Source organism: Fibrisoma montanum (genome assembly GCF_003583365.1).
Lineage (GTDB): Bacteria > Bacteroidota > Bacteroidia > Cytophagales > Spirosomataceae > Fibrisoma > Fibrisoma montanum.
In genome coordinates this window covers 1-23,320 of record NZ_QXED01000009.1, presented here as the reverse complement: position 1 = coordinate 23,320, position 23,320 = coordinate 1, and the positions used below count along the sequence as shown (strand labels likewise).

Below are 23,320 nucleotides of genomic sequence, written 5' to 3'. Positions count from 1 at the left end.
CGGAACTGGCGCGGGGGTATCTTGCGCCAGCTTGTTTTCTACTTGTTTAAAATGACCTGGCTTACTAACAAATGTATTGTCGTCGTGGGCGGCACAACCGGTATCGGTCTCTCAGCGGCTCAGGCGTTCGTTCGCGAAGGGGCTAAAGTCGTTGTTGTTGGCCGGAACCCGGAAAGCTGCACGGCGGCTGAACGACAACTCAACGGTGATGGGCTGGCGATGTCGGGCGACGCGGCCGACCCACAAACGGCGTCGAAAGCCATTGGACTCTGCCAGAGCATATTTGGCAGGTTCGATGGATTGTACCATGTGGCGGGGGGCAGCGGCCGACGTATGGGCGACGGGCCGCTTCATGATCTGACCCTCGAAGGCTGGAACTTCACCGTTAATCTGAACCTGACCTCATTGATGCTGTCGAATCAGGCGGCCGTCCGGGCGTTTCGGGCGCAGAAAACCGGCGGGGCTATTCTCAACATGGGTTCGGTGCTGGGGTCATCGCCGTCGCCGGCTTACTTTGCTACGCATGCCTACGCGGCTATGAAGTCGGCGGTAATCGGCTTTACCAAATCGATCGCGGCCTACTACGCCCACGACAACATCCGCGTCAACGTATTGGCTCCGGCACTAGTTGAAACGCCCATGGCCCAGCGAGCGGCCAATGACGACACCATTATGGCCTTCACCCGTACCAAACAACCCCTGGATGGCGGGCGCATCGGCCAGCCTAACGACCTCGATGGAGCCGCGGTGTATTTCATGTCCGATCAGTCAAAGTTCACTACGGGACAGGTCTTGACTGTCGATGGTGGATGGAGCATTTCTGAAGGACAGCTATGAACGCAATCGGCATTGACCTCGGCGGTACGTGGATCAAAGGCGTACTGATGGACATCTACACGGGCGAAATCGTGAAGCAGCTTTATCACCCGACCAACAGTGATACCGACCGAAGCGATGCCCATTGGAAACAGGCCGTCGCCGAAACCGTTGCCGATCTGCGGCAGCATAGCCCCGGGCCGGTAAAGGCCATTGGGCTGTCGGCACCGGGCTTGCCCAATGATTCCAACCAGTACATCGCGTTCATGCCCGGTCGGCTGCAGGGGCTGGAAGGGTTCCACTGGGGCCACTTCCTGAATGACCGTGTATTCGTAGTGAACGACGCCCACGCAGCCCTGATGGCCGAAAGTCGCTTCGGCGTGGCTAAAGCGCACAAAAACGTAGTGATGCTGACGCTCGGAACGGGCGTTGGTGGCGGCATTCTGATTGATGGAAAGCTTCATCAGGGCGCCTTTCAGAAAGCAGGGCATTTGGGCCATATCACGGTCGATTCAGAAAGCGAACGCGACATTACGGGCGTGCCCGGCAGTCTGGAGGATGCCATCGGTAACGCCACCATCGAGAAGCGATCATTAGGCCGGTTCTCCTCAACGTATCAACTGCTGGAAGCTTACAAACGGGGCGATTATTTTGCACAGTGGCTCTGGCTGACGTCCGTGCGGAAGCTGGCGGTGGGCGTAAGTTCGCTGATAAACTGTTTCTCGCCGGAACTGGTAGTGCTGGGGGGCGGTATCACGCAGGCTGAAGATGACCTCCTCCTGCCCCTGGCCGAATTTATGAGCCTGTACGAATGGCGTCCGGGTGGGCAGTCGACACCGGTCAGGATTGCCCATTTCGGCGACATGGCCGGGGCGATCGGGGCCGCGAGTTTTGCTATACAAACATCACTATGATCCATCAATACATTCAAAAATGCCGCGCCATTCTCGATACGGTCGGGCAGCAGGAGTCACAAATACAACAAGCTGCCCGCTGGTTTGCCGATTCGATTCTGGCGGGCCGTATGGTGCACGTTTTCGGCTCCGGTCACAGCCGGATTATGGTCGAGGAGATGTGGCCACGCTACGGGTCGTTTCCTGGTTTTAACCCCATCGTTGAATTATCACTGACGTTCCATAACCTGGTTGTCGGGGCAAACGGCCAGCGGCAGGCCATGTTCCTGGAAAATGTACCGGGCCTCGCCGACCGCATCCTGCGTAACTACGACCTGAGTGCCATGGATGCTGCGCTCATTATTTCGTCGTCGGGCTGCAACGTTGTGCCGATCGAGATGGCCGAAATCTTTCAGAAACATGGCGTTAAGGTCGTGGCGCTGATCACGAAAGAGCATTCCGAAAAAAGCACCAGCAAACGTAGCGATGGTAAAAAACTCGGGGACTTTGCGGACCTGATTCTGGACACGGGCGCTCCCGTCGGCGACGCCATGGTGACGGTGCCGGGACTGGACACACCCGTAGCACCGGGCAGTACGGTTGGTGGAGCGGTGCTGGTCAACTGCATCAAAGCTGAGGTAGCCCGGATGCTGACCGAAGCCGGGCAGCCGCCTAAAGTCCTGAGTGCAGGAGCCGTGGTAGGCCCCGAACGCGCCGTTGAGCTGTTCGAAGCGGCTTACGACGAACACGCTCACCGGCTGGCGAAGCTGTACGAAAAAGTTGGGATTGCTTCCTACGTATCAACGTCAGACTACCATGGATAAAATCAACATCATTGACAAATACAGCCTGTTTGAGGACCACTGGAATCCTCGCGTCATCGGCGAACTGAACGGCCAGCACGTCAAAATTGCCAAGGTCAAGGATGAGTTCATCTGGCACAGCCATGAGCTGGAAGACGAACTGTTTCTGGTCTGGAAAGGTACGCTGATTATGGAGTTTCGGGACAAAACCGTCGAGATAGCCCCCGGTGAAATGCTGATTGTGCCCAGAGGAGTGGAGCATCGGCCGCAGACCAACGGCGAGGAGGTCTGGATTATGATGCTGGAGCCGACGACTACCGTTAACACGGGCGCGGTCGACAATGAACGTACCCGGAAAGAATTAGAGAGTATCTGAGTTGCATGATCACCACCCGGCGCCTGACGCTTGTTCCGCTGACGCTCCAGCAACTTCAACTGCACGTAGCCGACAACCACCGGCTTGAGCAAATGCTGGGTTTGCTGCCCGGCCACCGGCAGGTGACGGAGCCGCTGCTCAGCGTAATCGTTCATTTTACCGTTCCCCGGCTCAAAGACCCAACTTTTGACCCCATTTACCATACGATCTGGATCGCCATCGATCGCGATAGGCAGCAGATTGTTGCCGATGCCAAATTCAAAGGAGAACCCGACGAAACCGGTACGGTCGAAATCGGCTACGGGACGTACCCGGCTTTTCAGCGGCAGGGATACATGACTGAAATGGTGAGTGGCCTGCTGGCCTGGGCGAGACGGCAGCCTGGTATCCGGCGCGTGGTTGCCGATACGGATGTCGAGAACGTAGCGTCGCAGAAAGTGCTTGAGAAAAATGGCTTTCGTCTGTTCGGCCGGGTCGAGCACCTGCTGTGGTGGGAGTTTATGTTCGATGAGTAGCTTTTATTCCTATCTTCGTCTTTTACCCTTACCTAAATCCTTCCTTAAAATGTCTCAATCCCGTCGCCGATTTTTGCGTCAGATTGGTGGTACCACAGCCATGCTTGCCGGGGTATCGACCCTTGCTAACGCCGGAGCAAAACCCATTCACCGCGAACACCTGATTGAACCCATCCGACCGCAATCCGCCAATGACACCGTCAACATTGCCCTGATTGGGGCCGGCATCATCGGCCATTACGACTGCAACACGGCTCTGAAAGTGCCCGGAACCAAACTAGTGGCGGTGGCCGACCTGTACGACCAGCGTCTGATTCGTGCCAAAGAAGTGTGGGGCGCTGATATTCAAACCACCCGCGACTACCGCGAGATCCTGAAGCGGCCAGATGTCGATGCGGTGCTGATCTGCGTACCGGACCACTGGCACGACCGTATGTCGATTGATGCGCTCAACGCCGGTAAGCACGTGTACTGCGAAAAACCGATGGTGCATCATATCGAAGAAGGCCAGGCCGTTATCAATGCCCATAAAAAATCGGGCAAGGTATTTCAGGTGGGGAGCCAGCGGGCCAGTAGTGCGGCTGTACTGGAAGCCAAGAAACGCTACGAGCAGGGTGCCATCGGCGAGCTGACGTTCGTGGAAGCGTTTGTCGACCGCTCCGACGCATTGGGAGCCTGGCAGTACACCATGCCGCCGACCGTTGATCCGAAAGAAATCGACTGGGACCGCTACCTCGGCGACGCCCCCAAACGCCCCTTCGACGCGACGCGTTTTTTCCGCTGGCGGAATTACAAAGAATACGGCACCGGCGTAGCAGGCGATCTGTTTGTCCACCTGATTACTGGCCTGCATACCATCACCGAATCCAACGGGCCTACCCGCATCTTTTCGCTGGGCGACCTGAACTACTGGAAAGATGGCCGCGACGCCTACGATCTCGTTACGGCGATTATGGAATATCCCAAAACCGACAAACACCCATCGTTTCAGTTTACTACGCGGGTAAATCTGGCCGAGGGTGCCGGTGGCTCAATCCATACGCGTCTGGTCGGTACGGAGGGTGTAATTGACATCGGCTGGAATGAATTTACGTTACGTCGGCTCAAACGCCCGACCGCGCCCATGTTCAGCCGGGGCTACGATGCGCTGTTTACGTACCCGCAGGCGATGCAGGAAACGTTTATCCAGCAGTATGATCAGAGATACCCGGAAGGGCAATACACCCGCTCGGTGCAGCGCGAACCGGAGGAGGTATTCAATGCACCCCAGGGCTATGACGACCGGCTCGACCACATGATTACGTTCTTCAATGCCGTGCGTGGGCAGGGGACGGTTCGGGAGGATGCGGTCTTTGGGCTTCGGGCAGCCGCGCCTTCGCTGGCGGCCAACCTGAGCGCCGAAAAACGCCGGGTGATCAACTGGGACCCGGTTACTATGAAGTTACTGACAACCTGATGGAAGAACTGATCGACGCGTACATCGCAGCCTACAATCGAATGGACGTAGCCGGGATGCTGGACGTACTCCACGACGATATTACCTTCGAAAACGTTTCAAATACTGACGGCGTCCTGACTATCCACGGCAAAGCCGCTTTCACGGAACTAGCCTGTCGTTCGGTTGAGTTGTTTGCCGAGCGAATGCAACTGGTGCGTTCGCTGGTTCTGGGTACCGACACAGCCGCGGTTGAGGTCGATTATCACGCGACACTGGCTCACGATCTGTCCGACGAGAAGAAAGCGGGTGATACGCTGGTGCTTCGTGGAGTCAGCTTTTTTCGCTTTAAAGACGGTAAAATTTCTCAACTAACCGATTATAGTTAAAAAAGGAGGAGAGATAAAAGAAAGAAAGGAGGATGGAATGCCATTCCCTTTCTCCTTTCCTCCTTCCTCCTTTCCTCCTTTTTTATGCAACCCGTACCAATTAAAACCACTGTTGTCGGCTCAATGCCGTTTCCGGGCTGGCTTGAGTTTTCGAGCCAGCATCTCGCATCGTTTGGCCCCGCCGACATCAGCGAAATGATTGAGGATGCCGTTGTCGCGTCGGTACATGATCAGGTTTCGTCTGGTCTTGATGTCATCACCGACGGTGAGCAAACCCGCTTTGATTTTAACCTGTCGTTTTACGGCTACATCAAGGGGATTCAGAACAATGAAACCGAACTCCGCCGATTCGGTCCACCCGCTCATGATCAGCGTGGTAAGCATAACATTGTCGAGCCGCTGACTGCTCCGAGGGGCCTGGGCGTCGTGGAAGAATACCAGCGCCTGAAACGGCTGGCACCCGAGGGGCAGGGGCTGAAGGTGTCGATTCCGGGCCCTTACACACTGAGTGGACGCTTGTTGCCGGGTAGTTTATACAAAGACCGCTGGGAGGTAACCGAAGCATTGCTGCCGTTGGTCAGCAAAGAAATTGCTGATTTAGTAGCCCTGGGCGTTCCGGAAATCTGCGTCGACGAGCCGTCGATGAGCTGCTACGCCTACAAAGAAGATACGAAGCGGTTTGTCGATATATTCAACCGGACAATAGCGCCGGGCGTGGGTAAAACGCGGCTGTCGATGCACCTCTGTTTCGGTAATTACAAAGGCCGTTCGGTCGGTAAAAAGACCATCGCGCCCATGCTCCCCGACTTTCTGGATATGACGGTCGATGAACTTCACTCCGAAATGACCATTCTCAATTTTGCCGAAGTAAACCTGCTGGAGCGTTTTGCCGAGAAGTTCGACGTAGCGGTGGGTGTTATTGACGTCAAAAGCTACTACATCGAAACGCCCGACGATGTTGCCGAGCGCATTCGGAAGTGCCTGCCGTACGTACCGGCCGAAAAACTCGCCGTTGCGCCGGATTGCGGTCTGAGCCAAACCGCCCGCTGGGCCGCCAAACAGAAGCTGGCGAATATGGTCGCGGGCGCGAAGAAGGTACGGCAGGAGATTGGTGTTGAGAGCTGAAGCTTATTGAATTGATGTAGTAATTGCTTTTGTCATGCTGCCGATAGGAAGCATCTCCGGGTGAGAAACATCATTTCCTACCAATGATGCTTCCTATCGGCAGCATGACAAAAATTAAGATAACTCTTCTCGCAACGAATCAGCCAGCGCACACCGCTCACTTTGTAGCTTATCTACATTTTCATGTAACAGCATACGCGTTACGGCGTTGTCGAAGTGCTCGCCAAAAGTGGCCCGCAGTTCCTTCCGCTTCATCGCTTCCAGAAAGCGCCGGACATCTTCGGTCGTTTCGAGCTGAAGCGGAGGCACTTCGGTTGGTTTGCCGTCGTCATCCTTCGCTACCATCGTAAAATAGGACGTATTGGTGTGCTTGACTGTTCTTAGTTTCACGTTCTCAGCGATCACTTTTATGCCTACCACGAGTGACGTGCGGCCAACATAATTCACCGAGGCCATCAGCGATACCAGATCGCCGACATCGACGGGCTGCCGGAAGTTAACCCCGTCGACGGAGACCGTAACGCAGTATTCGCCCGCGTGTTTGGAGGCACAGGCATACGCGGCTTTGTCCATCAGAGACAGCAGGATACCACCGTGAATTTTGCCGCCAAAATTGGCGTACGACGGAATCATGAGTTCAGTAAGGGTCGTGCGGGAAGCACTAACGGGTTTGGCTGGTAGCGACATAAAGGAGGGTGGAGAACAAAAAAAGCACCGCCATGGAAGCTGACGATGCTTTAATCACAACTAATCAAGGTAAACTCTTAAACGGCAAAGCTTTCACCGCAGCCGCAGGTCCGGGTGGCGTTCGGGTTCTTAAACTGGAATCCCTTGCCATTCAACCCGTCTGAGAAGTCGAGTTCTGTACCGGCAAGATACAGCAGACTTTTGCGGTCAACCAAAATTTTAATGCCTTTATCTTCGACGACGTGGTCAGTTGGTTGCTGCGTCGCATCGAACTGAAGGTCGTACATCAGACCAGAGCAACCTCCGCCCTGTACGGCTACGCGAATGGCAAACTCATCGGTCAGGCCGTCCTTCCGGCGAAGTTCAACAATTTTATCCTTAGCGATATCTGAAACAGTAACCATAGTCGTATTTGAATCGTAACGAACGCGAATCGGCGCTAATCTATTAACTTTCCGCCGAACGGAAAAGTTCTTTCTCTGCCTATGCTTACGAACGTCGAACACATCGGCATCGCTGTCCGCGACCTGGACGCATCCAACGAACTATTTAGCAAGCTGCTCAACGTAGCGCCCTACAAATCCGAAGCCGTCGAGTCGGAGGGTGTGACCACGTCGTTCTTTAAAGTGAACCAGACTAAAATTGAGCTCCTCGAAGCGACTAGTCCCGACAGCCCGATCGCGAAGTTTCTGGGCAAGAAAGGCGAAGGAATTCACCATATTGCGTTCGAGGTGGATGACATCCAGACTGAAATGGAGCGCCTGAAAGGGGAGGGGTTTACCGTCCTGAACGAAACCCCCAAGCGCGGAGCCGACAACAAGCTGGTCTGCTTTCTGCACCCGAAAGGGACGAATGAAGTGTTGGTGGAGTTGTGTCAGGAAATTAAGGAGTAAGGGAGGAAAGGAGGAGAGGAGTAAAGAAGGGAAGCCGGGTCGCCGGTCCGAAATAAAGGAGAAAAGGGATATGCTGAAGCGCGTTTCGATACAAAATTTCAAGAGCCTGAAAGACGTCACGCTCGACCTGCAAAAGGTGAATCTGCTCATCGGGCCCAACAACTCGGGAAAGACGAATTTTTTGAAGGCGCTGGAATATATGGTTAAGGATAATACTAATCAGGAAGAGCCTGAATATGGGCGCTTGATTTTTAATCAGCAAAAAGGAAAAGAAATCAAGATTGAGTTGCTATATAGTTCTGATGAACGAAGCGATGATGAAGGCGTCGTGTGCATAGTTGGCGACAATGCTACCATACAAAAAGCGGCAAAAATGGGGCAACGGTATAGTAGCTTTTTACATTTCAATCCTGAACAAATGAAGGCAAAACTTGGCCCCTGTATAATTTATAAGCCAGATCCTAACAAATTAACGCAGCCTTCAATAGTCGGTACAGGAGCTGAAGTAGTTAATGCAGATGCTTCTAACTTAATAGCTTTTTTTGATTTCATCAGGGATGATCAACCAGTAATTTTTGACAAAATCAAAGACGATTTAAATAAGTGCGTTCCTGAGTTTACCGAAATTAATTTCCAAAGTATTCCGTCAAACGAAGGATTAGTGAAGCTGTTCGGACCGGGAACCTTTAAGCGTCTTGGTCTTACAAATGATCGCCAAAATGTAAAATACTGGGCTGACGAATTGTCCGAAGGTACATTGTATTTTGTAGCCCTTCTCTGTATCATTAACCAGCCAAATCCGCCCAAACTTCTTCTACTCGAAGAGCCCGAGAAAGGTATTCATCCGCGCCGGATTCACGAGGTAATTCAATTTATCCTAAGACTATCCGAGGAAAAGGATGTTCAAGTCATCATGACTACACATAGTCCGATTGTAGTTGATATGTTTAAAGACATGCCGGAGTCCGTATTTATTTTTGATAAAGATGGAGAAGGAGCTACGCATGTCAATAATTTACTATACGATGTAATCGAGCCAGAAACCGCTAAGAGTAAAGAGTTGGGGATTGAGCCACCCCATTATACAGACTCATTAGGTGATGCCTGGACGGTTGGCTTTCTGGGAGGTGTGCCAAAATGAGTAAAATTATTACGTACGCCTTTTTCGGTGAAGATGAAGCCCAGCGTAACTTTTTGGAAAAATATCTGAATCAACAGTATCCCAATACGTTCATTGAAGATGAAAATGAGCGCTGGCGGTTTAAAGCAGGTAATGGTAAGCAAGTGGATAGTCTTTTACCAGAGGCCTTGCGTCAACGCGCTCTACTCGGCTTGGATGTGCTCTTTGTTGGTCGTGATATAGACACTGAACATAAGCCAATAATTGCAATTCGGCAGAATCATTACGCGGGTAAATGTAAAGACCATCCGGCTGTGTTGATGTTACCGGTACAATGCATCGAATACTGGCTTTGGTACATTAAACGGCATAGTGAAGAGCCTGGTAAGAATACGCCATTAGAACCTCAACCTCGTTCTTCAGCTAAACAGGCCGTTTATGCAGGCACAAAGGTGGCTGCTAAGCAAGTTGAAATTGCGAATGACATTTTAGTTCATTTGGATGTTGAATGGTTAGAGCAACGTTCAGAGAGTTTCAAACACTTCCATAAACAAATAACCGCCTTTCTCAACGAGTACAACAAAACGTAGCCATGAAATACTACAACAATATCATCGAAACCATTGGCAATACGCCGTTGGTCAAACTCAACAAAGTCAACAAGGGCATTCCGGGCACCATTCTGGTGAAAGCCGAATACTTTAACCCCGGCAACTCGGTCAAAGATCGTATCGCGATTCGGATGATTGAGGACGCTGAAAAAGACGGCCGACTCAAACCGGGTGGTACCATCATCGAAGGCACCAGCGGCAACACGGGCTTTGGTCTGGCCCTGGCGGCAATCGGGAAAGGCTACAAGTGCATCTTCACCATGGCTGACAAGCAGTCGAAGGAGAAGATTGACATTCTGCGGGCGGTGGGCGCTGAGGTGATCGTTTGCCCGACCAACGTAGCGCCGGAAGACCCACGTTCGTATTACTCGGTAGCGAAGCGGCTGAATCAGGAAATCCCCAACTCGCTGTACCCGAATCAATACGATAACCTGTCGAACACGGCCGCCCACTACGACACGACCGGTCCTGAAATCTGGCGCGATACTGACGGTAAAATCACGCACTTCGCGGCTTCGGTAGGTACCGGTGGCACGATCAGCGGTACGTCGAAGTACCTGAAGGAGCAGAATCCGGACATCGTTACGGTGGGGCTGGATACCTACGGCTCGGTGTTCAAAAAATACAAGGAAACCGGCATCTTTGACTCCAACGAAATCTATCCGTACCTGACCGAGGGGATTGGCGAGGATATCCTGCCGCAGAACGTTGATTTTGAGGTGATTGACCACTTTATCAAAGTAACCGATAAGGACGCGGCTATTATGGCCCGCCGACTGTCGCGGGAGGAAGGGCTGTTCATTGGCTGGTCGTGCGGAACGGCCGTGCATGGCGCGCTGGAATACGCCCGCGAACACCTGAAGGAAGACGACGTGATGGTCATTATCCTGCCCGACCACGGTACGCGCTACCTGGCCAAAATCTACAACGATACGTGGATGAAGGATCACGGCTTCCTTGAGGACCGGGCGTTCAAAACCGCCCGCGATATCGTCCATGCCAAGAACGGCCGGTCGCAACTGACTACCATCGGGGCGGGTGTAACGGTAAGTCAGGCGATTCAAACGCTGAACCGAAACGGCATTTCGCAGATTCCGGTCACGGATGAAAGCGGTCACATCGTGGGCAGCCTGACCGACTCAACGGTGCTCAGCCGCCTGATCGAAGACCCGGCCATTAAAGATCAGCCGGTGAGTGAGGTGATGGATAAGCCGTTTAAGTTCGTAGGGCTGGACAACACCGTCGACGTACTGTCATCACTGATTGATCGCGAGAACAAAGCCTTGTTGGTGCGCGATGAAACACAGCAGGTGCACATCATCACCCAGGCTGATCTGCTGGCTGCAATGACGAATTGACTGTGAGAGAGTAAGGGAGAAAAGGAGGAAGGGAATACGGCAATTTCTTGCCTCCTCCTTTTCTTCCTTACTCCTTTCCATAGAAGCTCATCTTCTATTATCCTCTCCCTCCATCATACTCAGATAGCTCATATACCGGCTTTCGGCGATTTCGCCTTCACCAACGGCGTCTTTTACGGCGCAGCCAGGTTCATTCAGGTGCAGGCAGTTATGGAACCGGCACTGGTTCAGGCGGTCGCGCATTTCGGGGAAGTAGTGGCTGATCTCTTCCTTTTCCATATCCGCTAAGCCCAGCTCCTTAATACCCGGCGTGTCGATGATGTACGTATCAGGTGCCAGCTCAAACATCTCGGCGAAGGTGGTTGTGTGAACCCCCTTGTTGGCGAAAGTTGAGACCTCGTTGGTGCGGAGATTCAGAGTCGGCGCAATCGCATTGACTAACGACGACTTGCCGACGCCCGAATGGCCAGACAGCAGCGTAATCTTATGGTCGAGTAGTTGCCGGAACGCATCGACGCCCTGTCCTTCCGTGGCCGACGTCGCTACGCAGTGATACCCGATGTTTTCGTAAAGGGCCATGATCTCCTGCTGATACGCCAGCCCCTCGTCGCTGAGGATGTCGGTTTTGTTGAATACCAGCGTCGTAGGAATGCGAAAGGCTTCGGCCGTAACCAGAAAACGGTCAATGAAGCCCAAGGACGTGCGGGGCAGGGCCAGCGTCACGAGCATGACCGCCTGGTCGATATTAGCCGCCAGAATGTGCCCATGGGCTGTTTTGTGCACCGACTGCCGGATAATGTAGTTCTCACGCGGTTCGATGTCGGTGATAACGGCCGTGTTTTCGGCTTCGTCTTCGACGTCAAACTGCACACGGTCGCCCACGGCAATCGGGTTCGTCACCTTTAGGCCTTTGATTTTGAATTTTCCTTTCAGCCGACCCTGGTAGATGTGGCCGTCGGAGTTGCGGACATCGTACCACGAGCCGGTAGAGCGTATAACTAAGCCTTTCTGCATGTTGGATTTAAACGCAGAGTACACGGAGGTCGACGCAGAGTTAAAGAGCATACGTTGCGTGCTCTGCGTCAATCTCCGCGTGCTCTGCGTTTAAGAATATTTTCTACAACCTCCATAACCTTCGCGGTTGCGCCAATGTTCCGCTCAACGTAATAGCGGGCTTTCCAGGACGCTGAATTGTAATACGCCGAATCGTCGTACAGCCGGGTAAAGCAACGGGTCAGTTCGGCCGAATTATTGACAGGAAAGGCCGCTTCGTTACGTACCAGATCCACCGCTTCCTGAAATCGTTTGTAATTGGGGCCGAAAAAGACCGGGGAGCCGAACGTTGCCGCTTCCAGAATGTTGTGCAGCCCTTTACCGAATCCCCCACCAACGTAAGCGAACTCGCCGTACTGATACAGCGACGATAACATGCCGATGTTGTCGATCAGCAGCACATCGTAGGACTCAAGCGTTGATGGATCGAAAGCGGAGGACTGGGTTTCGGAATACCGGATGGATTTGCCGTTCAGCTGTTTGCGCCAGCGTTCAATCTCCTCGTCGTTGATTTCGTGCGGGGCAATAATCACTTTCAGGGGTTTACTGAACCGATTAATAACGGGTATCAACACGTCCATGTCGGCTTGCCATGCGCTGCCAATCACCCAGAGCGGCTGCGATAGGTTTTTGCCATTAGCCTTGAATGAAGCGGCCAGGCCAATGTCTTTTTTGGCATCCGCTACCTGTTTCACCCGGTCAAAACGGGTGTCGCCGGCCAGCGTTACGTTGGTAATCCCAATTGACCTGAGCAACTCGACGGACTCTGCGTTCTGTACCAGCAGATAATCGAAGTAGGTGAGCAGGTTACGGTAAAAACCGCCGTACGGCTTAAAAAAAAGCTGTTTAGCCCGGAAAATAGCTGAAAATGAAATGATCGGTACGTCGGCGGCTTTTAGTTCGCGCAGGTAGTTGTACCAGAACTCATACTTGATAAAAAAGGCGATACGTGGCTTAACCAGCGCCATAAACTGCCGGGCATTAGTGGGCGTGTCGGCCGGCAGGTAACAGACGTAATCGGCACCGTTGTAGTGTTTACGGACTTCATAACCTGAGGGCGAAAAAAACGTCAGCAGAATTTTATGATCCGGAAAGTGCTGTCGAAACGCTTCAATAACCGGGCGGCCCTGTTCAAACTCACCCAGTGAGGCCGCATGAAACCAGGCAATAGGCGCGGTGTTGCCCGCGAGCTTATCGGCCAGCTGGTCAGACCAGTTGCGCCGGCCCTCTACCATCAGTCTGGCTTTTTCGTGAAAGGGAGCCGCCAGCCGGAGTACAGTCTGGTAGGCATGAATCGACGCGTTGTATAGGGTAGACAGCAAGTGCGAAGCCTTTTGATTACTTTTGCAAAGCTACAAACTCACCTCACAATCTGCGTGTACCATGCAAACCTATGACACAGTGACCGAAGCGCTCGAAGACCTTCGTCGGCAGGGCTTCACCCGTGACTACAATTTGCACACCAATCACCTGAAATGCCAGCAGGATGGTTTAGAATTATCCCCCGAACAGTTCGAGATTCTCGATGTATTCCGGTTCGAAGGCATGACTGATCCCGGAGATGAAACCATTATCTATGCGCTTGAAGAGAAAAATGGCCAGCGGGGCACCCTCGTCAATGCCTATGGACCCTACTCCGACGACATGTCGGCCGAGATGGTGCAGAAGCTACGTGTGCACAATGGATAATCTGAACTTTTTCTAATTAGAAATACTTGTTAAGCAGTATTGTAATAGTATACCAATGAACTGGAATAAACTAACGAGCGAAGAGCAGTTAGACGGCATAAGGCAGGAATCAGCGCAGCAGCCGGTGCTGATCTTTAAACACAGTACAACATGCTCAATCAGCGCTATGGCTCTTAGCCGCATGGAGCGCAACTGGAACGAACAGGCGGGGATTAAGCCATATTATCTTGATCTGCAAGCCAACCGTTCGGTTTCCAATAAGATCGCCAATGAGTTTGGCATCGAACACGAATCACCGCAGGTGTTGCTGATTCGTAACGGCGAATGTGTTTACGACGCTTCGCACATGGCCATCTCATTCGATGGCCTGCGGCAGGCGGTTTAGTCTTGAAAAGGAGAAAAGCAGGAAGGGATGAAAGGAGAAGGGATTGCGCAATTGTTCCCTTTAACCTTTCCTCCCTTCCTGCTTTTCTCCTTTCTACATTATTCCTTCAACGTAATCTTCGCCCGGTGGCAGACTCCGCCGACGGGAGGGTTGAATTTAGAGACGCTTACCTCCACCGATTCGACGTCCGCGTACTTCCGGCGGACCTCTTCGATGATGCTATGGGCAATGTGTTCGAGCAGTCGGGCAGGCCGCTGCATAACCGTGGCCGTAATCCGGTACAGTTCTTCGTAATTGACCGTAGCGCTCAGGCGGTCACGCCGGGCCGCTTCTGAGAAGTCGGCCGTTACGACGATGTCGACCGAGTACTTATTGCCAATTTTCTGTTCTTCGTCGTAGAAACCGTGGTAAGCGAAAAATTCGAGACCTTCTAACGTAATTGTTCCCATTCGTACCGTAGCCGGGTCGGCTTTTCGGTAGAAAACCCGCCGGAGCATAAGCGGGTTCGCTCCGCGTTACTTAAATCTGGTCAAAAAATGACCCGCCTTTTTTTACGCTCGATTCCTGAGCAACTGGTTCCGGCTTTTCCTCGTCAGCCGTGGCGGACTGGGTTTCGTATACACCATTCGACGTAGCTTCTACCGGCACGGCTGCCTCGGTCTGCGTCGGCTCGGGTTCAAGCGAAGCGCTGGATTCGTGGGCCGACTCCATCGTTTCCGACGTCTCGACGGCTTCATCCACCTTTTCCATCAGCGGCTCGTCCGATGGGATGGCTTCGGGTACAAACTCAGTCCGATCAGTAAGCGGAGGCAGTTCAGTTACTTCGGGCATTGACTCCGGCGCTTCTGCCGTGGGCGCATCGCCGGCTGGTTGATTGTCAGCTTCCTGCTGGTCTATTTCCTCCTTGATCTGCGTAGTTACTTCGTCGATTTTACCTTTCAGATTCTGTTTGGCAAACTTCTTCTCGAAGCGATCGACACTGTCAATGGCGTTGCCGGCCAGCGTCCGAATCTGCACCGACAGGTTTTCCTTATATTTTTCCAGCGCCTGGAAATCGTGTTCGAGAGCCTTCAGATCGTTCAGGATATTGTCTTTCAGGTAACGCGCCTGATTTTCGGCGTCCTGTACCATCAGGGCGGACCGCTTACGAGCTTCGGCCAGAATGTCGTCGGCTTTCTGGCGGGCTTCGGCCAGGTATTGCTCGGCGGCTTTATTGGCCTGATCCGTAATCTGCGCACTGGTATCTTCGGCGGTTTTGAGCGTGCGGAAAAGCGTCATCTCCACCTCTTTCAGCTTGTTTAGTTCCTTTTCGGCTATTTCAAGCTGCATTTTCATCATTTTATGATCGCCGATCACGCGCTCCCATTCCTGGGATAACGAGACCAGAAAGGCATCTACATCTTCGGGTTTGTATCCGCGCAAACCTTTCTCAAACGTATGTTGCCGTATTTCGATGGGCGTGATTTTCATCGGTGCGCTTAGGTTTTGGGTAATGCTGAGTTGTCTGTTAAAAGTGAAGTAACGCCCATTATATGGATTTAGCAAAAATTAGCAAGAAAAATCTACTGTTTTGTTCGGTGAACTGAGTTTTAGGTTACCTGCCAAACCGAAATGGTTCGGTCGTCGCTGGCCGAAACTAACTCAGATTCATAGTCCGTCCACAGCAATTTGTTGACCGACGTACCATGACCGGCATGGCGCGCGCGATCGACGACCTTCAGCAGCCGGAACGTATCGGCATCCCAGATTTTGATTGATTTGTCCATACTGGCCGTAGCCAGCCAGCTACCGTCCGGACTAAACGTCAGGTGGTTGATGGCAAACATGTGCGCGACGATGTCGTGGCTGAGGACGTACCCGTTCTCTGCATCCCAGACCTTCAGATGCGCGTCCCGCCCGGCCGTCAGCAGGTATCGGAAATCCGGGGAGTAGCCAACCGTAAAGACCGAATTGGTATGGGCTTCGATGACCTGTTTCAGTTCGTAGGTTTCCAGGTCGTAGATGCGCACGGCCTTGTCGCTGTAGCCAACAGCCAACTCCCGGTCAACCGGGTTAATGGCCAGGCTCCTTGCCGACTTATCTGAGGCTTTCAGGTATTTCCGGATCGCCACCCGCTCGGTATCCAAGACCACAACTACGCCGTCGGAAAGGGCCACGAACGTATCGTTTTTGTAAAATGCCAGATCGAAGATGGCGGCTGAGGTCAGTTTAAGCGACCCAACTTCCTGTTTTTTTGCCGGATCGATCAGGTGCAGACCTTCGTAGTTCTGACCTACCCATAGCAAACCGCTCGGCTGATGGAAGGCAATGGCGTATACCGAAGCGGGCACCCTGGCCATCAACTCCCCCCGATCCGGGCGGTCGAGCTGCCACCGCACCACCAGCCCATCGGCTCCCGATGAGAAGAACTGCTCCGGCTGCGGCCCCTTGTCGAGGGCATACACACAGTCGCGGTGACCACCAAACGTATCAAGTTTCTGAACGACCAAAGGCTAAACTGGCTGTGATTCCGGACGTAGGGAAGGGTTCCCGACGCCCGAACGTCATTACTAAACAACTTACCGCTAATTTTACGGCAAAAGTAAAGAAAATGCCCCTGTCCACGAATTTACCGCTCAACAACGAGTGCATGGCCGTTTTATGGACCATCACCGAAGATGAGCCGATGCTGCGAACGAACCTGACCATCACTACGTCCGAACTGGAGGAGCTGGAAACCATCCGGCATCCGGCGCAGCGCGTGGAGTGGCTGGCCTGCCGCGTAGCCATTCGCGACCTGGTCGAAGCCCAGGGCGTACCGTATCAGGGGCTGGTCAAAGATGAATACGGAAAACCGCATCTGATCAATTTGCCGTGGCATGTATCCCTGTCGCACACAACCGGCTGGGGGGCTGCGGTGCTGCATCGGTCGCGGCCGGTAGGGATCGATATTGAGCCGGTGCGGGATCAATTTACGCGGGTGGTGCCCCGGGTGCTGTCGGAAGCCGAGATCAGCCATGCCGCCGGAGAAGCCGGTCGACTGGCGGTGTACTGGTGTGCCAAGGAAGCGCTCTACAAGCTGTATGGCAAACGCCAGCTTACGTTTCGGGAGCACCTGCACGTGGAACCATTTGCCGACGGGGCTGACCAGCTGATCGGACACGTCCGGCTCCCCGACCACGAAGCCCAGTTGACCATCCGCTGTTTCAAAACCGGTCCCGGCCTGCTGGCCATAGCGTACTAAAAAAGCCCGAACAATTCCGTTCGGGCTTTTCGTCAGCGTTGCGTATAATCAGAAAGCGGTAATCCGTCGCCTTCGTCCTTCACGGCTTCCAGAATCCGCTCAACCTCGTGGACGCGTTCGGTATCGCCGTTTTTCTCGAATGCCAGGGTCAGGTTGCGCAGCACACGCCGGACAATATCGGCATTCGTACAGGGTTGATAGAACGTATCGAGGTGCTTCAGGTTCAACTGGTCGATGTACTGATCAATGTCCTTCTTGGAAAAAATCAGCCCGCGGTTAAATACGTTGATGTAAAACTGAACCCCGTTGTTGTCTTTGTACGTCAGCACGAACAGGTTCGGCAGGTTGACCCCGAAGATGGGCAGATTCAGCCGCTTGGCAATCAGCATATAAATAACGCAGAGCGCAATGGGATTACCCCGGCGGGTTTCCAGCACCTGGTTGATCATCGAATTGGCCGGCGAATGAAAATGCTTGGTATTCGGGGCAAACTTAAGCTTGGTAAAGAAGGCGTTGTTCATGGCCCGGACCTGATCGAGCGGGTGCATATCCGGCTTGATGTCGAGCCAGACGTCGTAATACAACTGCTCCAGGTCCTGCTGTAATTTTTCCAGCGACAGGTCGGGGTACTGGTACGTAGCCACGATCCAGAGGCCTTCGAGGAGGTCCATAGCACCCCCGTTTTTCCAGTTCCGCATCCGTTCCAGTACCGATTCGTACTGCAGGTCGTGAATAAGTTCTTCGATTCGTTTCTGGAAGTCAGGATTAAAACTGCTCTCCCACTCAGTCTCCAGCAGGGGGATCATCTGACCGCCCATTTGCCGGATGCGCTGCTCGACGTGCTCCACCACTTCCTTGTCCTCGTCGTCTAAGAGCGAGATGAGCGCTTTTAATTCGTTGTCGTTCATGCGTTTTTATGGCTGATCCGGGTGACCCCAGGATAAATACTACTTTTGGAAACCTCCTGAATATACTACTTTTGTCGGGTTTCAAAGCCTGCTACTCAAAAGTAACAACAAAAATTTTATAAAAAACGATTTGAATCCAACAGGCAATCTCCCCAAAATCCTGGTTACCGGTGGTGCGGGTTTCATTGGTTCCCACACGGTCGTTTCGCTCGTTGAGGCCGGTTTTGAGCCGGTTATCGTTGACAATTTTTCCAATTCGGAACGTAGTGTACTCGATGGTCTCCGGGGTATTCTGGGGCGCGACGTTACGGCCTATGAAGCCGATTGTAACGATATCGGCGCCATGGAAGATATCTTCCGGAAGGAATCGTTCTCGGGCGTTATTCACTTTGCGGCTTTCAAGGCGGTAGGTGAGTCGGTTCAGCAACCGCTGAAATATTACCGCAACAACATTGATTCGCTGCTGCTGCTGCTCGAACTGATGCCGCGCTACAACGTGCCTAACCTCGTGTTTTCGTCGTCATGTACGGTGTACGGACAACCCGAGCAACTGCCCGTTACCGAAGAAACCCCCCGGCTACCGGCTCAGTCGCCCTACGGCAACACCAAGGCCATCTGCGAAGACATTATCCGGGACGCTGTGCGGGCGCAGCTGCCGGTCAAATCCATTGCCCTGCGGTACTTTAACCCGATTGGTGCCCACCCGTCTGGTCTGATCGGGGAACTGCCGAGGGGCGTACCGGGCAACCTCGTACCGTTTATTACGCAGACAGCCGCCGGTCTGCGCCAGCAGCTTACCGTGTTCGGCAGCGACTACGACACACCCGACGGCACCTGTGTCCGGGATTTCATTCACGTCATGGACCTGGCGGAAGCGCACGTGCAGGCGCTGCGTAAACTCAACGAAACCAACGCCGACGCCCACTACGATGTGTTCAATATCGGCACCGGCCGGGGCGAAACCGTACTGGATGTGATCAATACGTTTGAGCGTGAAACGGGCGTTTCGGTCAATTACACCATCGGACCCCGCCGGGCGGGCGATGTGGAAAAGATCTACGCTGATGTTGCGAAAGCGCCAAACGAACTCGGCTGGGAAGCCAGCCGGTCGCTGGCTGATTCGCTGCGGGATGCCTGGCGCTGGGAGCAGAAATTAAGGCAGGAAGTTTGATGGAAAGTACGGCGTTTGACGTCAGTACACATCAAACGCCAAACTAAAACACTATGAAAACCATTCTCATCACCGGCGGTGCCGGCTTCATCGGATCGCACGTTGTCCGGTTGTTCGTTACCAAGTATCCTGAGTACCGGATCTATAACCTTGATAAACTGACCTACGCCGGTAACCTGGCGAATCTGTCGGACATTGAAGACGCTCCTAACTATACGTTCATTAAAGGCGACATCACCGACGCGAAGTTTCTGGAAGACCTGTTTGCAGAAGTGCCCGTCGATGGGGTGATTCACCTGGCGGCCGAGTCGCACGTTGACCGGTCTATCACCGACCCGATGTCGTTTGTGATGACAAACGTAGTGGGTACGGTGAATCTGCTCAATGCCGCTAAAAACGCATGGGCGGCAACCGGGGGAGTGTCTGGCTTCGAAGGCAAGCGGTTTTACCACGTATCAACCGACGAGGTATACGGATCGCTGCACAACCCCGACGAGTTCTTTACGGAAGAGACGCCGTATGATCCGCAGTCGCCGTATTCGGCGTCCAAAGCTGCTTCCGATCACTTCGTCCGGGCGTACGGCAATACGTATAAAATGCCGGTGGTGCTGTCGAACTGCTCGAATAACTACGGCCCCAATCACTTCCCCGAAAAGCTGATTCCGCTGATGATCCACAACATCCGGAACAACAAGCCGCTGCCGGTCTATGGCAAAGGCGAGAACGTGCGGGACTGGCTCTACGTAGTGGATCACGCCCGGGCGATCGATACGATTTTCCACAACGGCAACCTGGGCGAGACGTATAACATCGGCGGGTTCAACGAGTGGCGGAATATCGATCTGGTGAATCTGCTCTGCTCAATCATGGATCGCAAGCTGGGCCGGCCCGAAGGTACGTCGGCACAACTGATTACCTACGTGACCGACCGCGCCGGCCATGACCTTCGCTATGCTATCGACGCCCACAAGATCATGAACGAGCTTGGCTGGGAGCCGTCGCTGCAATTTGAAGAAGGCCTTGAAAAAACCGTCGACTGGTTCCTCAACAACCAGGAATGGCTCGATAACGTCACTTCGGGCAACTATCAGTCTTATTACGAATCCATGTACGCCAACAGATAAATGCAAGGGGCGAAGGGCATAGGGCTGGGGCTGTAACCTCTTCCCCATGCCCTTCGCCCCTTGCCCTATGCATTGTTATGAAAGGTATCATCCTCGCCGGGGGCTCCGGCACCCGACTCCATCCGCTGACGCTGGCCGTATCGAAGCAGTTAATGCCGGTCTACGATAAGCCGATGATTTATTACCCACTGTCGATTCTGATGCTGGCCGGCATCCGCGACATTCTGATCATCTCAACACCTCACGATCTGCCGCACTTCGAAAAACTGCTCGGCGACGGTTCCCGTATCGGCTGTCAGTTCAGCTACGCCGTACAACCGAGTCCGGATGGGCTGGCTCAGGCGTTTATCATCGGCGAAGAGTTTGTTGGGAACGACAAAGTGGCGCTGGTGCTGGGCGACAACATCTTCTACGGCTCCGGTCTGTCCAAACTGCTGCAATCCAACAATGACCCCGATGGGGGTGTCGTATTCGCGTATCAGGTCCAGGACCCCGAGCGGTATGGCGTTGTTGAATTTGATGGAGGGTTCAAGGTGTTATCTATCGAAGAGAAGCCGGCCAACCCGAAGTCTCACTACGCAGTGCCGGGTTTGTACTTCTACGACAACGAAGTCGTTGACATCGCCAAAAACATCAAACCCTCACCCCGGGGCGAACTGGAAATTACGGACGTAAACCGGGTGTATCTGGAACGGGGCAAACTGAAAGTTGGTGTACTGGACCGTGGTACAGCCTGGCTTGACACCGGTACGTTCGCGTCGCTGATGCAGGCTGGTCAGTTCGTACAGGTGATTGAAGAGCGGCAGGGATTAAAAATCGGCTGCATTGAAGAAATTGCCTACCGGATGAAGTTCATTGATGCCGGGCAACTGGAGGCCGTGGCACGCCCGCTGGTAAAGAGCGGATACGGGCAATATCTGCTGAATATATTGAAGTAAGGGGTGGGCCGAATTCGGTTGGCCCGCCTGATTGCGTCTATTGGCCCGGAAGTTTTGCTTCCGGGCTTTTTGCGTTCTACGTACCGTTGGCTGACTCATTGTAAAACAATAATGACTTGCCAATCGGAATGTCGGCAAGTCATTGAAATCTAACCTATTTATGGACAAGAGAAGCTATGCAAACCGTTAACCGGCGGTTGCTACCAGATTTGTGCGGGTCCACAACGGGCGGAGCTGGCTGATAAACTGAACGGCCTGGGAACATGTAGTCAGGGGGGGCAGAAAACGGCACCGCTCCATCGGGCCGTCTTCCTTGGCTTGCTGATTCAGATAACCAGCCACCCGGGCAACGAACGCCGGAATGAGCCGGGTCTGAGCTATGGGTTGACTGCTATGAGGCCGCGGACTTTGTAAGCCATCGGTCAGAATGAGGTGTGGTTTATCCTGCGTCAAGGTCAGGTGTTCGAGCAGTTCGTCGTACGTACTGAAGAAATACAGGACGCAGTCGGGGGCGGTGCGGCTGAAGGCACGTAGCAATAGAAGCTGCGTGTCTTCCTCCACGCCGATTACGTAGATTAGATAGGGCTTAGTCATAGTAAGGTTGGGTTTACGAGAATAAGGTGTTAACAGACATGTTTTTACTTGTTTATGGAAGAATAAACAACGACCAACCGCCGGTGCAGTTGGTCGCTCGCTCCATTTTCAAGGATGTGCATGTCGAGCGAGAATCTGCCCATAACAAAATTGGTAATATCTATTGAAAAGGCAGGATTTTATCGCTTAGAAAAATATTAGAAAGGGTAAATGTCTGGATCAGACCTCACTTTGTTGTCTCGGCAAGTCAAACGAAGATCGGACTTGTCGTAAATAAAGGCCGCATTATGGAGGGATTGTGTACTTAGAGTTGCACTACTTTTATATATATAATAGCCTTAAGCTCATCAATCGAACGCTATACCTTAATCTCACTGAACATCAAAGTGTTTCCGAACTGAATGCTTGGGAAGTAAAATTCAGTAATACTGGATTTGTATTAATGCGCTCCGCATATAACAATTTAACATAAGCCGATAGAAATCAGATTGCAAGTGCCAAGTCGGTCAGTGGTTACGAATCTTTTATGTTTCTACGAAAGGACGGAGAGGATCTAGAGGTTGTTAGAATAATAGACAGCGATATTTTAGCAACTGTGCTTAACAAAGAGGGAGTTGTTGTTTTCGGAAACGATGCTTACAAGTATGTGGAAAACAAGGTTTATTATATAAGAGATTTCGAGCCGTCAAAACTTAATAATTTGGATGATATTAAAGATGTCATTCGTTTGCAAATAACTAATGATCGAAATGCAAGATTAAAAGATGAGAACAGAGATTGTATTTCAGGCTACCAAGGTGATAGAAAGCGATTAGTTGGCGATTTTTCACTAATTCAACCGTTCATCACAGTTTGAGTACCGGGTAACATTTTCAAAAAAGTTAGAGCCGGAGCAAAAAGCCAAGAGAAAGTGCTTGGCGTATGGTTTGCCAATAAGATTCCACGCATAAGTCTGCAAGTTACAGGTGCATACTACGCAAGTTTTGGTCCGACAAACATCCAGTACTTCTCTGGCAACTTCTACAATGAAGCTAATCTAAATCTTGTTCAAGATTTAGATGATGGGACAGGGGATGCAGTAACAACTTGTCTTAGCCCCCTATTAGTTGGACAGATTTTCTAAAACGGTTGAGTCACACACCACTGCTTTCTCCCACTTTTCTTGCGGGGTAATAAAGTCTAGGGATCGGTGACGCCTTGCATAGTTGTAATGG

At 52.6% G+C, this 23,320-nt stretch carries 28 protein-coding genes; 19 read left to right on the top strand and 9 right to left on the bottom strand.

The window, feature by feature from the left end:
* The first annotated feature begins 51 nt into the window (after window positions 1-51).
* The 8 genes from DYU11_RS25895 to DYU11_RS25860 all read left to right on the top strand — a co-directional run bounded on the left by DYU11_RS25895 (window position 52) and on the right by DYU11_RS25860 (window position 6,352).
* Window positions 52-837: an SDR family NAD(P)-dependent oxidoreductase gene (locus DYU11_RS25895; protein ID WP_119670644.1), complete on the top strand. Its 786-nt coding sequence runs from the start codon at window positions 52-54 to the stop codon at window positions 835-837.
* Complete coding sequence (locus tag DYU11_RS25890) at window positions 834-1,730, top strand: ROK family protein (RefSeq protein WP_119670643.1); 897 nt, start codon at window positions 834-836, stop codon at window positions 1,728-1,730. Before DYU11_RS25895 ends, DYU11_RS25890 begins: the two co-directional genes overlap by 4 nt.
* Window positions 1,727-2,533: a sugar isomerase domain-containing protein gene (locus DYU11_RS25885; protein WP_229366051.1), complete on the top strand. Its 807-nt coding sequence runs from the start codon at window positions 1,727-1,729 to the stop codon at window positions 2,531-2,533. The genes DYU11_RS25890 and DYU11_RS25885 overlap by 4 nt, the downstream gene beginning before the upstream one ends.
* The gene (locus DYU11_RS25880) at window positions 2,526-2,888 is read left to right on the top strand and encodes a cupin domain-containing protein (RefSeq protein ID WP_119670641.1); all 363 of its coding nucleotides are present in this window, start codon (window positions 2,526-2,528) and stop codon (window positions 2,886-2,888) included. The genes DYU11_RS25885 and DYU11_RS25880 overlap by 8 nt, the downstream gene beginning before the upstream one ends.
* Window positions 2,889-2,893: 5 nt before the next feature.
* On the top strand, window positions 2,894-3,403 hold the full coding sequence (locus DYU11_RS25875) for a GNAT family N-acetyltransferase (RefSeq protein WP_119670640.1): 510 nt from the start codon (window positions 2,894-2,896) through the stop codon (window positions 3,401-3,403).
* Window positions 3,404-3,452: 49 nt separating this feature from the next.
* Window positions 3,453-4,859: a Gfo/Idh/MocA family protein gene (locus tag DYU11_RS25870; protein ID WP_119670639.1), complete on the top strand. Its 1,407-nt coding sequence runs from the start codon at window positions 3,453-3,455 to the stop codon at window positions 4,857-4,859.
* The gene (locus DYU11_RS25865) at window positions 4,859-5,227 is read left to right on the top strand and encodes a nuclear transport factor 2 family protein (protein ID WP_119670638.1); all 369 of its coding nucleotides are present in this window, start codon (window positions 4,859-4,861) and stop codon (window positions 5,225-5,227) included. Before DYU11_RS25870 ends, DYU11_RS25865 begins: the two co-directional genes overlap by 1 nt.
* Before the next feature lie 84 nt (window positions 5,228-5,311).
* A complete protein-coding gene (locus tag DYU11_RS25860) occupies window positions 5,312-6,352 on the top strand; it encodes a methionine synthase (protein WP_119670637.1) in 1,041 nt (346 codons plus the stop codon).
* Window positions 6,353-6,466: 114 nt separating this feature from the next.
* On the opposite strand, the gene DYU11_RS25855 is transcribed toward DYU11_RS25860, so the two are convergent.
* Window positions 6,467-7,039 carry an acyl-CoA thioesterase gene (locus DYU11_RS25855; RefSeq protein WP_119670636.1) on the bottom strand — a complete coding sequence of 191 codons (573 nt, stop codon included), beginning with the start codon at window positions 7,037-7,039 and terminating at the stop codon, window positions 6,467-6,469.
* Window positions 7,040-7,116: 77 nt separating this feature from the next.
* Window positions 7,117-7,443 (bottom strand): HesB/IscA family protein, encoded by a 327-nt coding sequence (locus tag DYU11_RS25850; protein WP_119670635.1) that lies wholly within the window; start codon window positions 7,441-7,443, stop codon window positions 7,117-7,119.
* An 81-nt stretch (window positions 7,444-7,524) separates the two neighbouring features.
* On the opposite strand from DYU11_RS25850, the gene mce reads away from it, so the two are divergent.
* From mce to DYU11_RS25830, 4 genes are all read left to right on the top strand, one after another.
* Window positions 7,525-7,932 (top strand): methylmalonyl-CoA epimerase, encoded by a 408-nt coding sequence (mce, locus tag DYU11_RS25845; protein WP_119670634.1) that lies wholly within the window; start codon window positions 7,525-7,527, stop codon window positions 7,930-7,932.
* A gap of 70 nt (window positions 7,933-8,002) precedes the next feature.
* Window positions 8,003-9,073 (top strand): AAA family ATPase, encoded by a 1,071-nt coding sequence (locus DYU11_RS25840; RefSeq protein ID WP_119670843.1) that lies wholly within the window; start codon window positions 8,003-8,005, stop codon window positions 9,071-9,073.
* Complete coding sequence (locus DYU11_RS25835; RefSeq protein WP_119670633.1) at window positions 9,070-9,642, top strand: hypothetical protein; 573 nt, start codon at window positions 9,070-9,072, stop codon at window positions 9,640-9,642. The genes DYU11_RS25840 and DYU11_RS25835 overlap by 4 nt, the downstream gene beginning before the upstream one ends.
* Window positions 9,643-9,644: 2 nt before the next feature.
* A complete protein-coding gene (locus DYU11_RS25830) occupies window positions 9,645-11,021 on the top strand; it encodes a cystathionine beta-synthase (protein ID WP_119670632.1) in 1,377 nt (458 codons plus the stop codon).
* Window positions 11,022-11,108: 87 nt separating this feature from the next.
* Here the strand turns inward: DYU11_RS25830 and rsgA are convergent, their stop codons facing one another.
* Together rsgA and DYU11_RS25820 are read right to left on the bottom strand one after the other, a co-directional pair.
* Complete coding sequence (gene rsgA / locus DYU11_RS25825; protein ID WP_119670842.1) at window positions 11,109-12,035, bottom strand: ribosome small subunit-dependent GTPase A; 927 nt, start codon at window positions 12,033-12,035, stop codon at window positions 11,109-11,111.
* 68 nt (window positions 12,036-12,103) lie between these two features.
* Window positions 12,104-13,396 carry a 3-deoxy-D-manno-octulosonic acid transferase gene (locus tag DYU11_RS25820; protein WP_119670631.1) on the bottom strand — a complete coding sequence of 431 codons (1,293 nt, stop codon included), beginning with the start codon at window positions 13,394-13,396 and terminating at the stop codon, window positions 12,104-12,106.
* A gap of 61 nt (window positions 13,397-13,457) precedes the next feature.
* On the opposite strand from DYU11_RS25820, the gene DYU11_RS25815 reads away from it, so the two are divergent.
* Window positions 13,458-13,763 carry a phosphoribosylpyrophosphate synthetase gene (locus DYU11_RS25815; RefSeq protein WP_119670630.1) on the top strand — a complete coding sequence of 102 codons (306 nt, stop codon included), beginning with the start codon at window positions 13,458-13,460 and terminating at the stop codon, window positions 13,761-13,763.
* Between the two features lie 55 nt (window positions 13,764-13,818).
* Entirely contained in the window at window positions 13,819-14,148 is a 330-nt protein-coding gene (ytxJ, locus tag DYU11_RS25810) for a bacillithiol system redox-active protein YtxJ (protein WP_119670629.1), read from the top strand.
* A gap of 98 nt (window positions 14,149-14,246) precedes the next feature.
* Here ytxJ and folB read toward each other — a convergent pair whose 3' ends face one another.
* From folB to DYU11_RS25795, 3 genes are all read right to left on the bottom strand, one after another.
* Window positions 14,247-14,597, bottom strand: a complete 351-nt coding sequence (gene folB / locus DYU11_RS25805; RefSeq protein ID WP_119670841.1) for a dihydroneopterin aldolase — start codon at window positions 14,595-14,597, stop codon at window positions 14,247-14,249.
* Between the two features lie 70 nt (window positions 14,598-14,667).
* A complete protein-coding gene (locus DYU11_RS25800; RefSeq protein ID WP_119670628.1) occupies window positions 14,668-15,618 on the bottom strand; it encodes a DivIVA domain-containing protein in 951 nt (316 codons plus the stop codon).
* Between the two features lie 119 nt (window positions 15,619-15,737).
* Window positions 15,738-16,637 carry a WD40 repeat domain-containing protein gene (locus DYU11_RS25795; protein ID WP_119670627.1) on the bottom strand — a complete coding sequence of 300 codons (900 nt, stop codon included), beginning with the start codon at window positions 16,635-16,637 and terminating at the stop codon, window positions 15,738-15,740.
* Between the two features lie 14 nt (window positions 16,638-16,651).
* Between DYU11_RS25795 and DYU11_RS25790 the strand changes: the two genes are divergently transcribed.
* Window positions 16,652-17,371, top strand: a complete 720-nt coding sequence (locus DYU11_RS25790; protein ID WP_229366049.1) for a 4'-phosphopantetheinyl transferase family protein — start codon at window positions 16,652-16,654, stop codon at window positions 17,369-17,371.
* 32 nt (window positions 17,372-17,403) lie between these two features.
* On the opposite strand, the gene DYU11_RS25785 is transcribed toward DYU11_RS25790, so the two are convergent.
* Window positions 17,404-18,279 (bottom strand): transglutaminase-like domain-containing protein, encoded by an 876-nt coding sequence (locus DYU11_RS25785; RefSeq protein ID WP_119670625.1) that lies wholly within the window; start codon window positions 18,277-18,279, stop codon window positions 17,404-17,406.
* A gap of 130 nt (window positions 18,280-18,409) precedes the next feature.
* Between DYU11_RS25785 and galE the strand changes: the two genes are divergently transcribed.
* The 3 genes from galE to rfbA all read left to right on the top strand — a co-directional run bounded on the left by galE (window position 18,410) and on the right by rfbA (window position 21,512).
* Window positions 18,410-19,450, top strand: a complete 1,041-nt coding sequence (galE, locus tag DYU11_RS25780; protein ID WP_119670624.1) for a UDP-glucose 4-epimerase GalE — start codon at window positions 18,410-18,412, stop codon at window positions 19,448-19,450.
* 53 nt (window positions 19,451-19,503) lie between these two features.
* The gene (gene rfbB / locus DYU11_RS25775) at window positions 19,504-20,574 is read left to right on the top strand and encodes a dTDP-glucose 4,6-dehydratase (protein ID WP_119670623.1); all 1,071 of its coding nucleotides are present in this window, start codon (window positions 19,504-19,506) and stop codon (window positions 20,572-20,574) included.
* Between the two features lie 77 nt (window positions 20,575-20,651).
* Window positions 20,652-21,512 (top strand): glucose-1-phosphate thymidylyltransferase RfbA, encoded by an 861-nt coding sequence (rfbA, locus tag DYU11_RS25770; protein ID WP_119670622.1) that lies wholly within the window; start codon window positions 20,652-20,654, stop codon window positions 21,510-21,512.
* Between the two features lie 186 nt (window positions 21,513-21,698).
* Here the strand turns inward: rfbA and DYU11_RS25765 are convergent, their stop codons facing one another.
* Window positions 21,699-22,106, bottom strand: coding sequence for a hypothetical protein (locus DYU11_RS25765; protein ID WP_119670621.1), 408 nt, complete (start codon window positions 22,104-22,106; stop codon window positions 21,699-21,701).
* A 526-nt stretch (window positions 22,107-22,632) separates the two neighbouring features.
* On the opposite strand from DYU11_RS25765, the gene DYU11_RS25760 reads away from it, so the two are divergent.
* Window positions 22,633-22,962 (top strand): hypothetical protein, encoded by a 330-nt coding sequence (locus DYU11_RS25760; RefSeq protein ID WP_119670620.1) that lies wholly within the window; start codon window positions 22,633-22,635, stop codon window positions 22,960-22,962.
* Window positions 22,963-23,320: the final 358 nt, after the last annotated feature.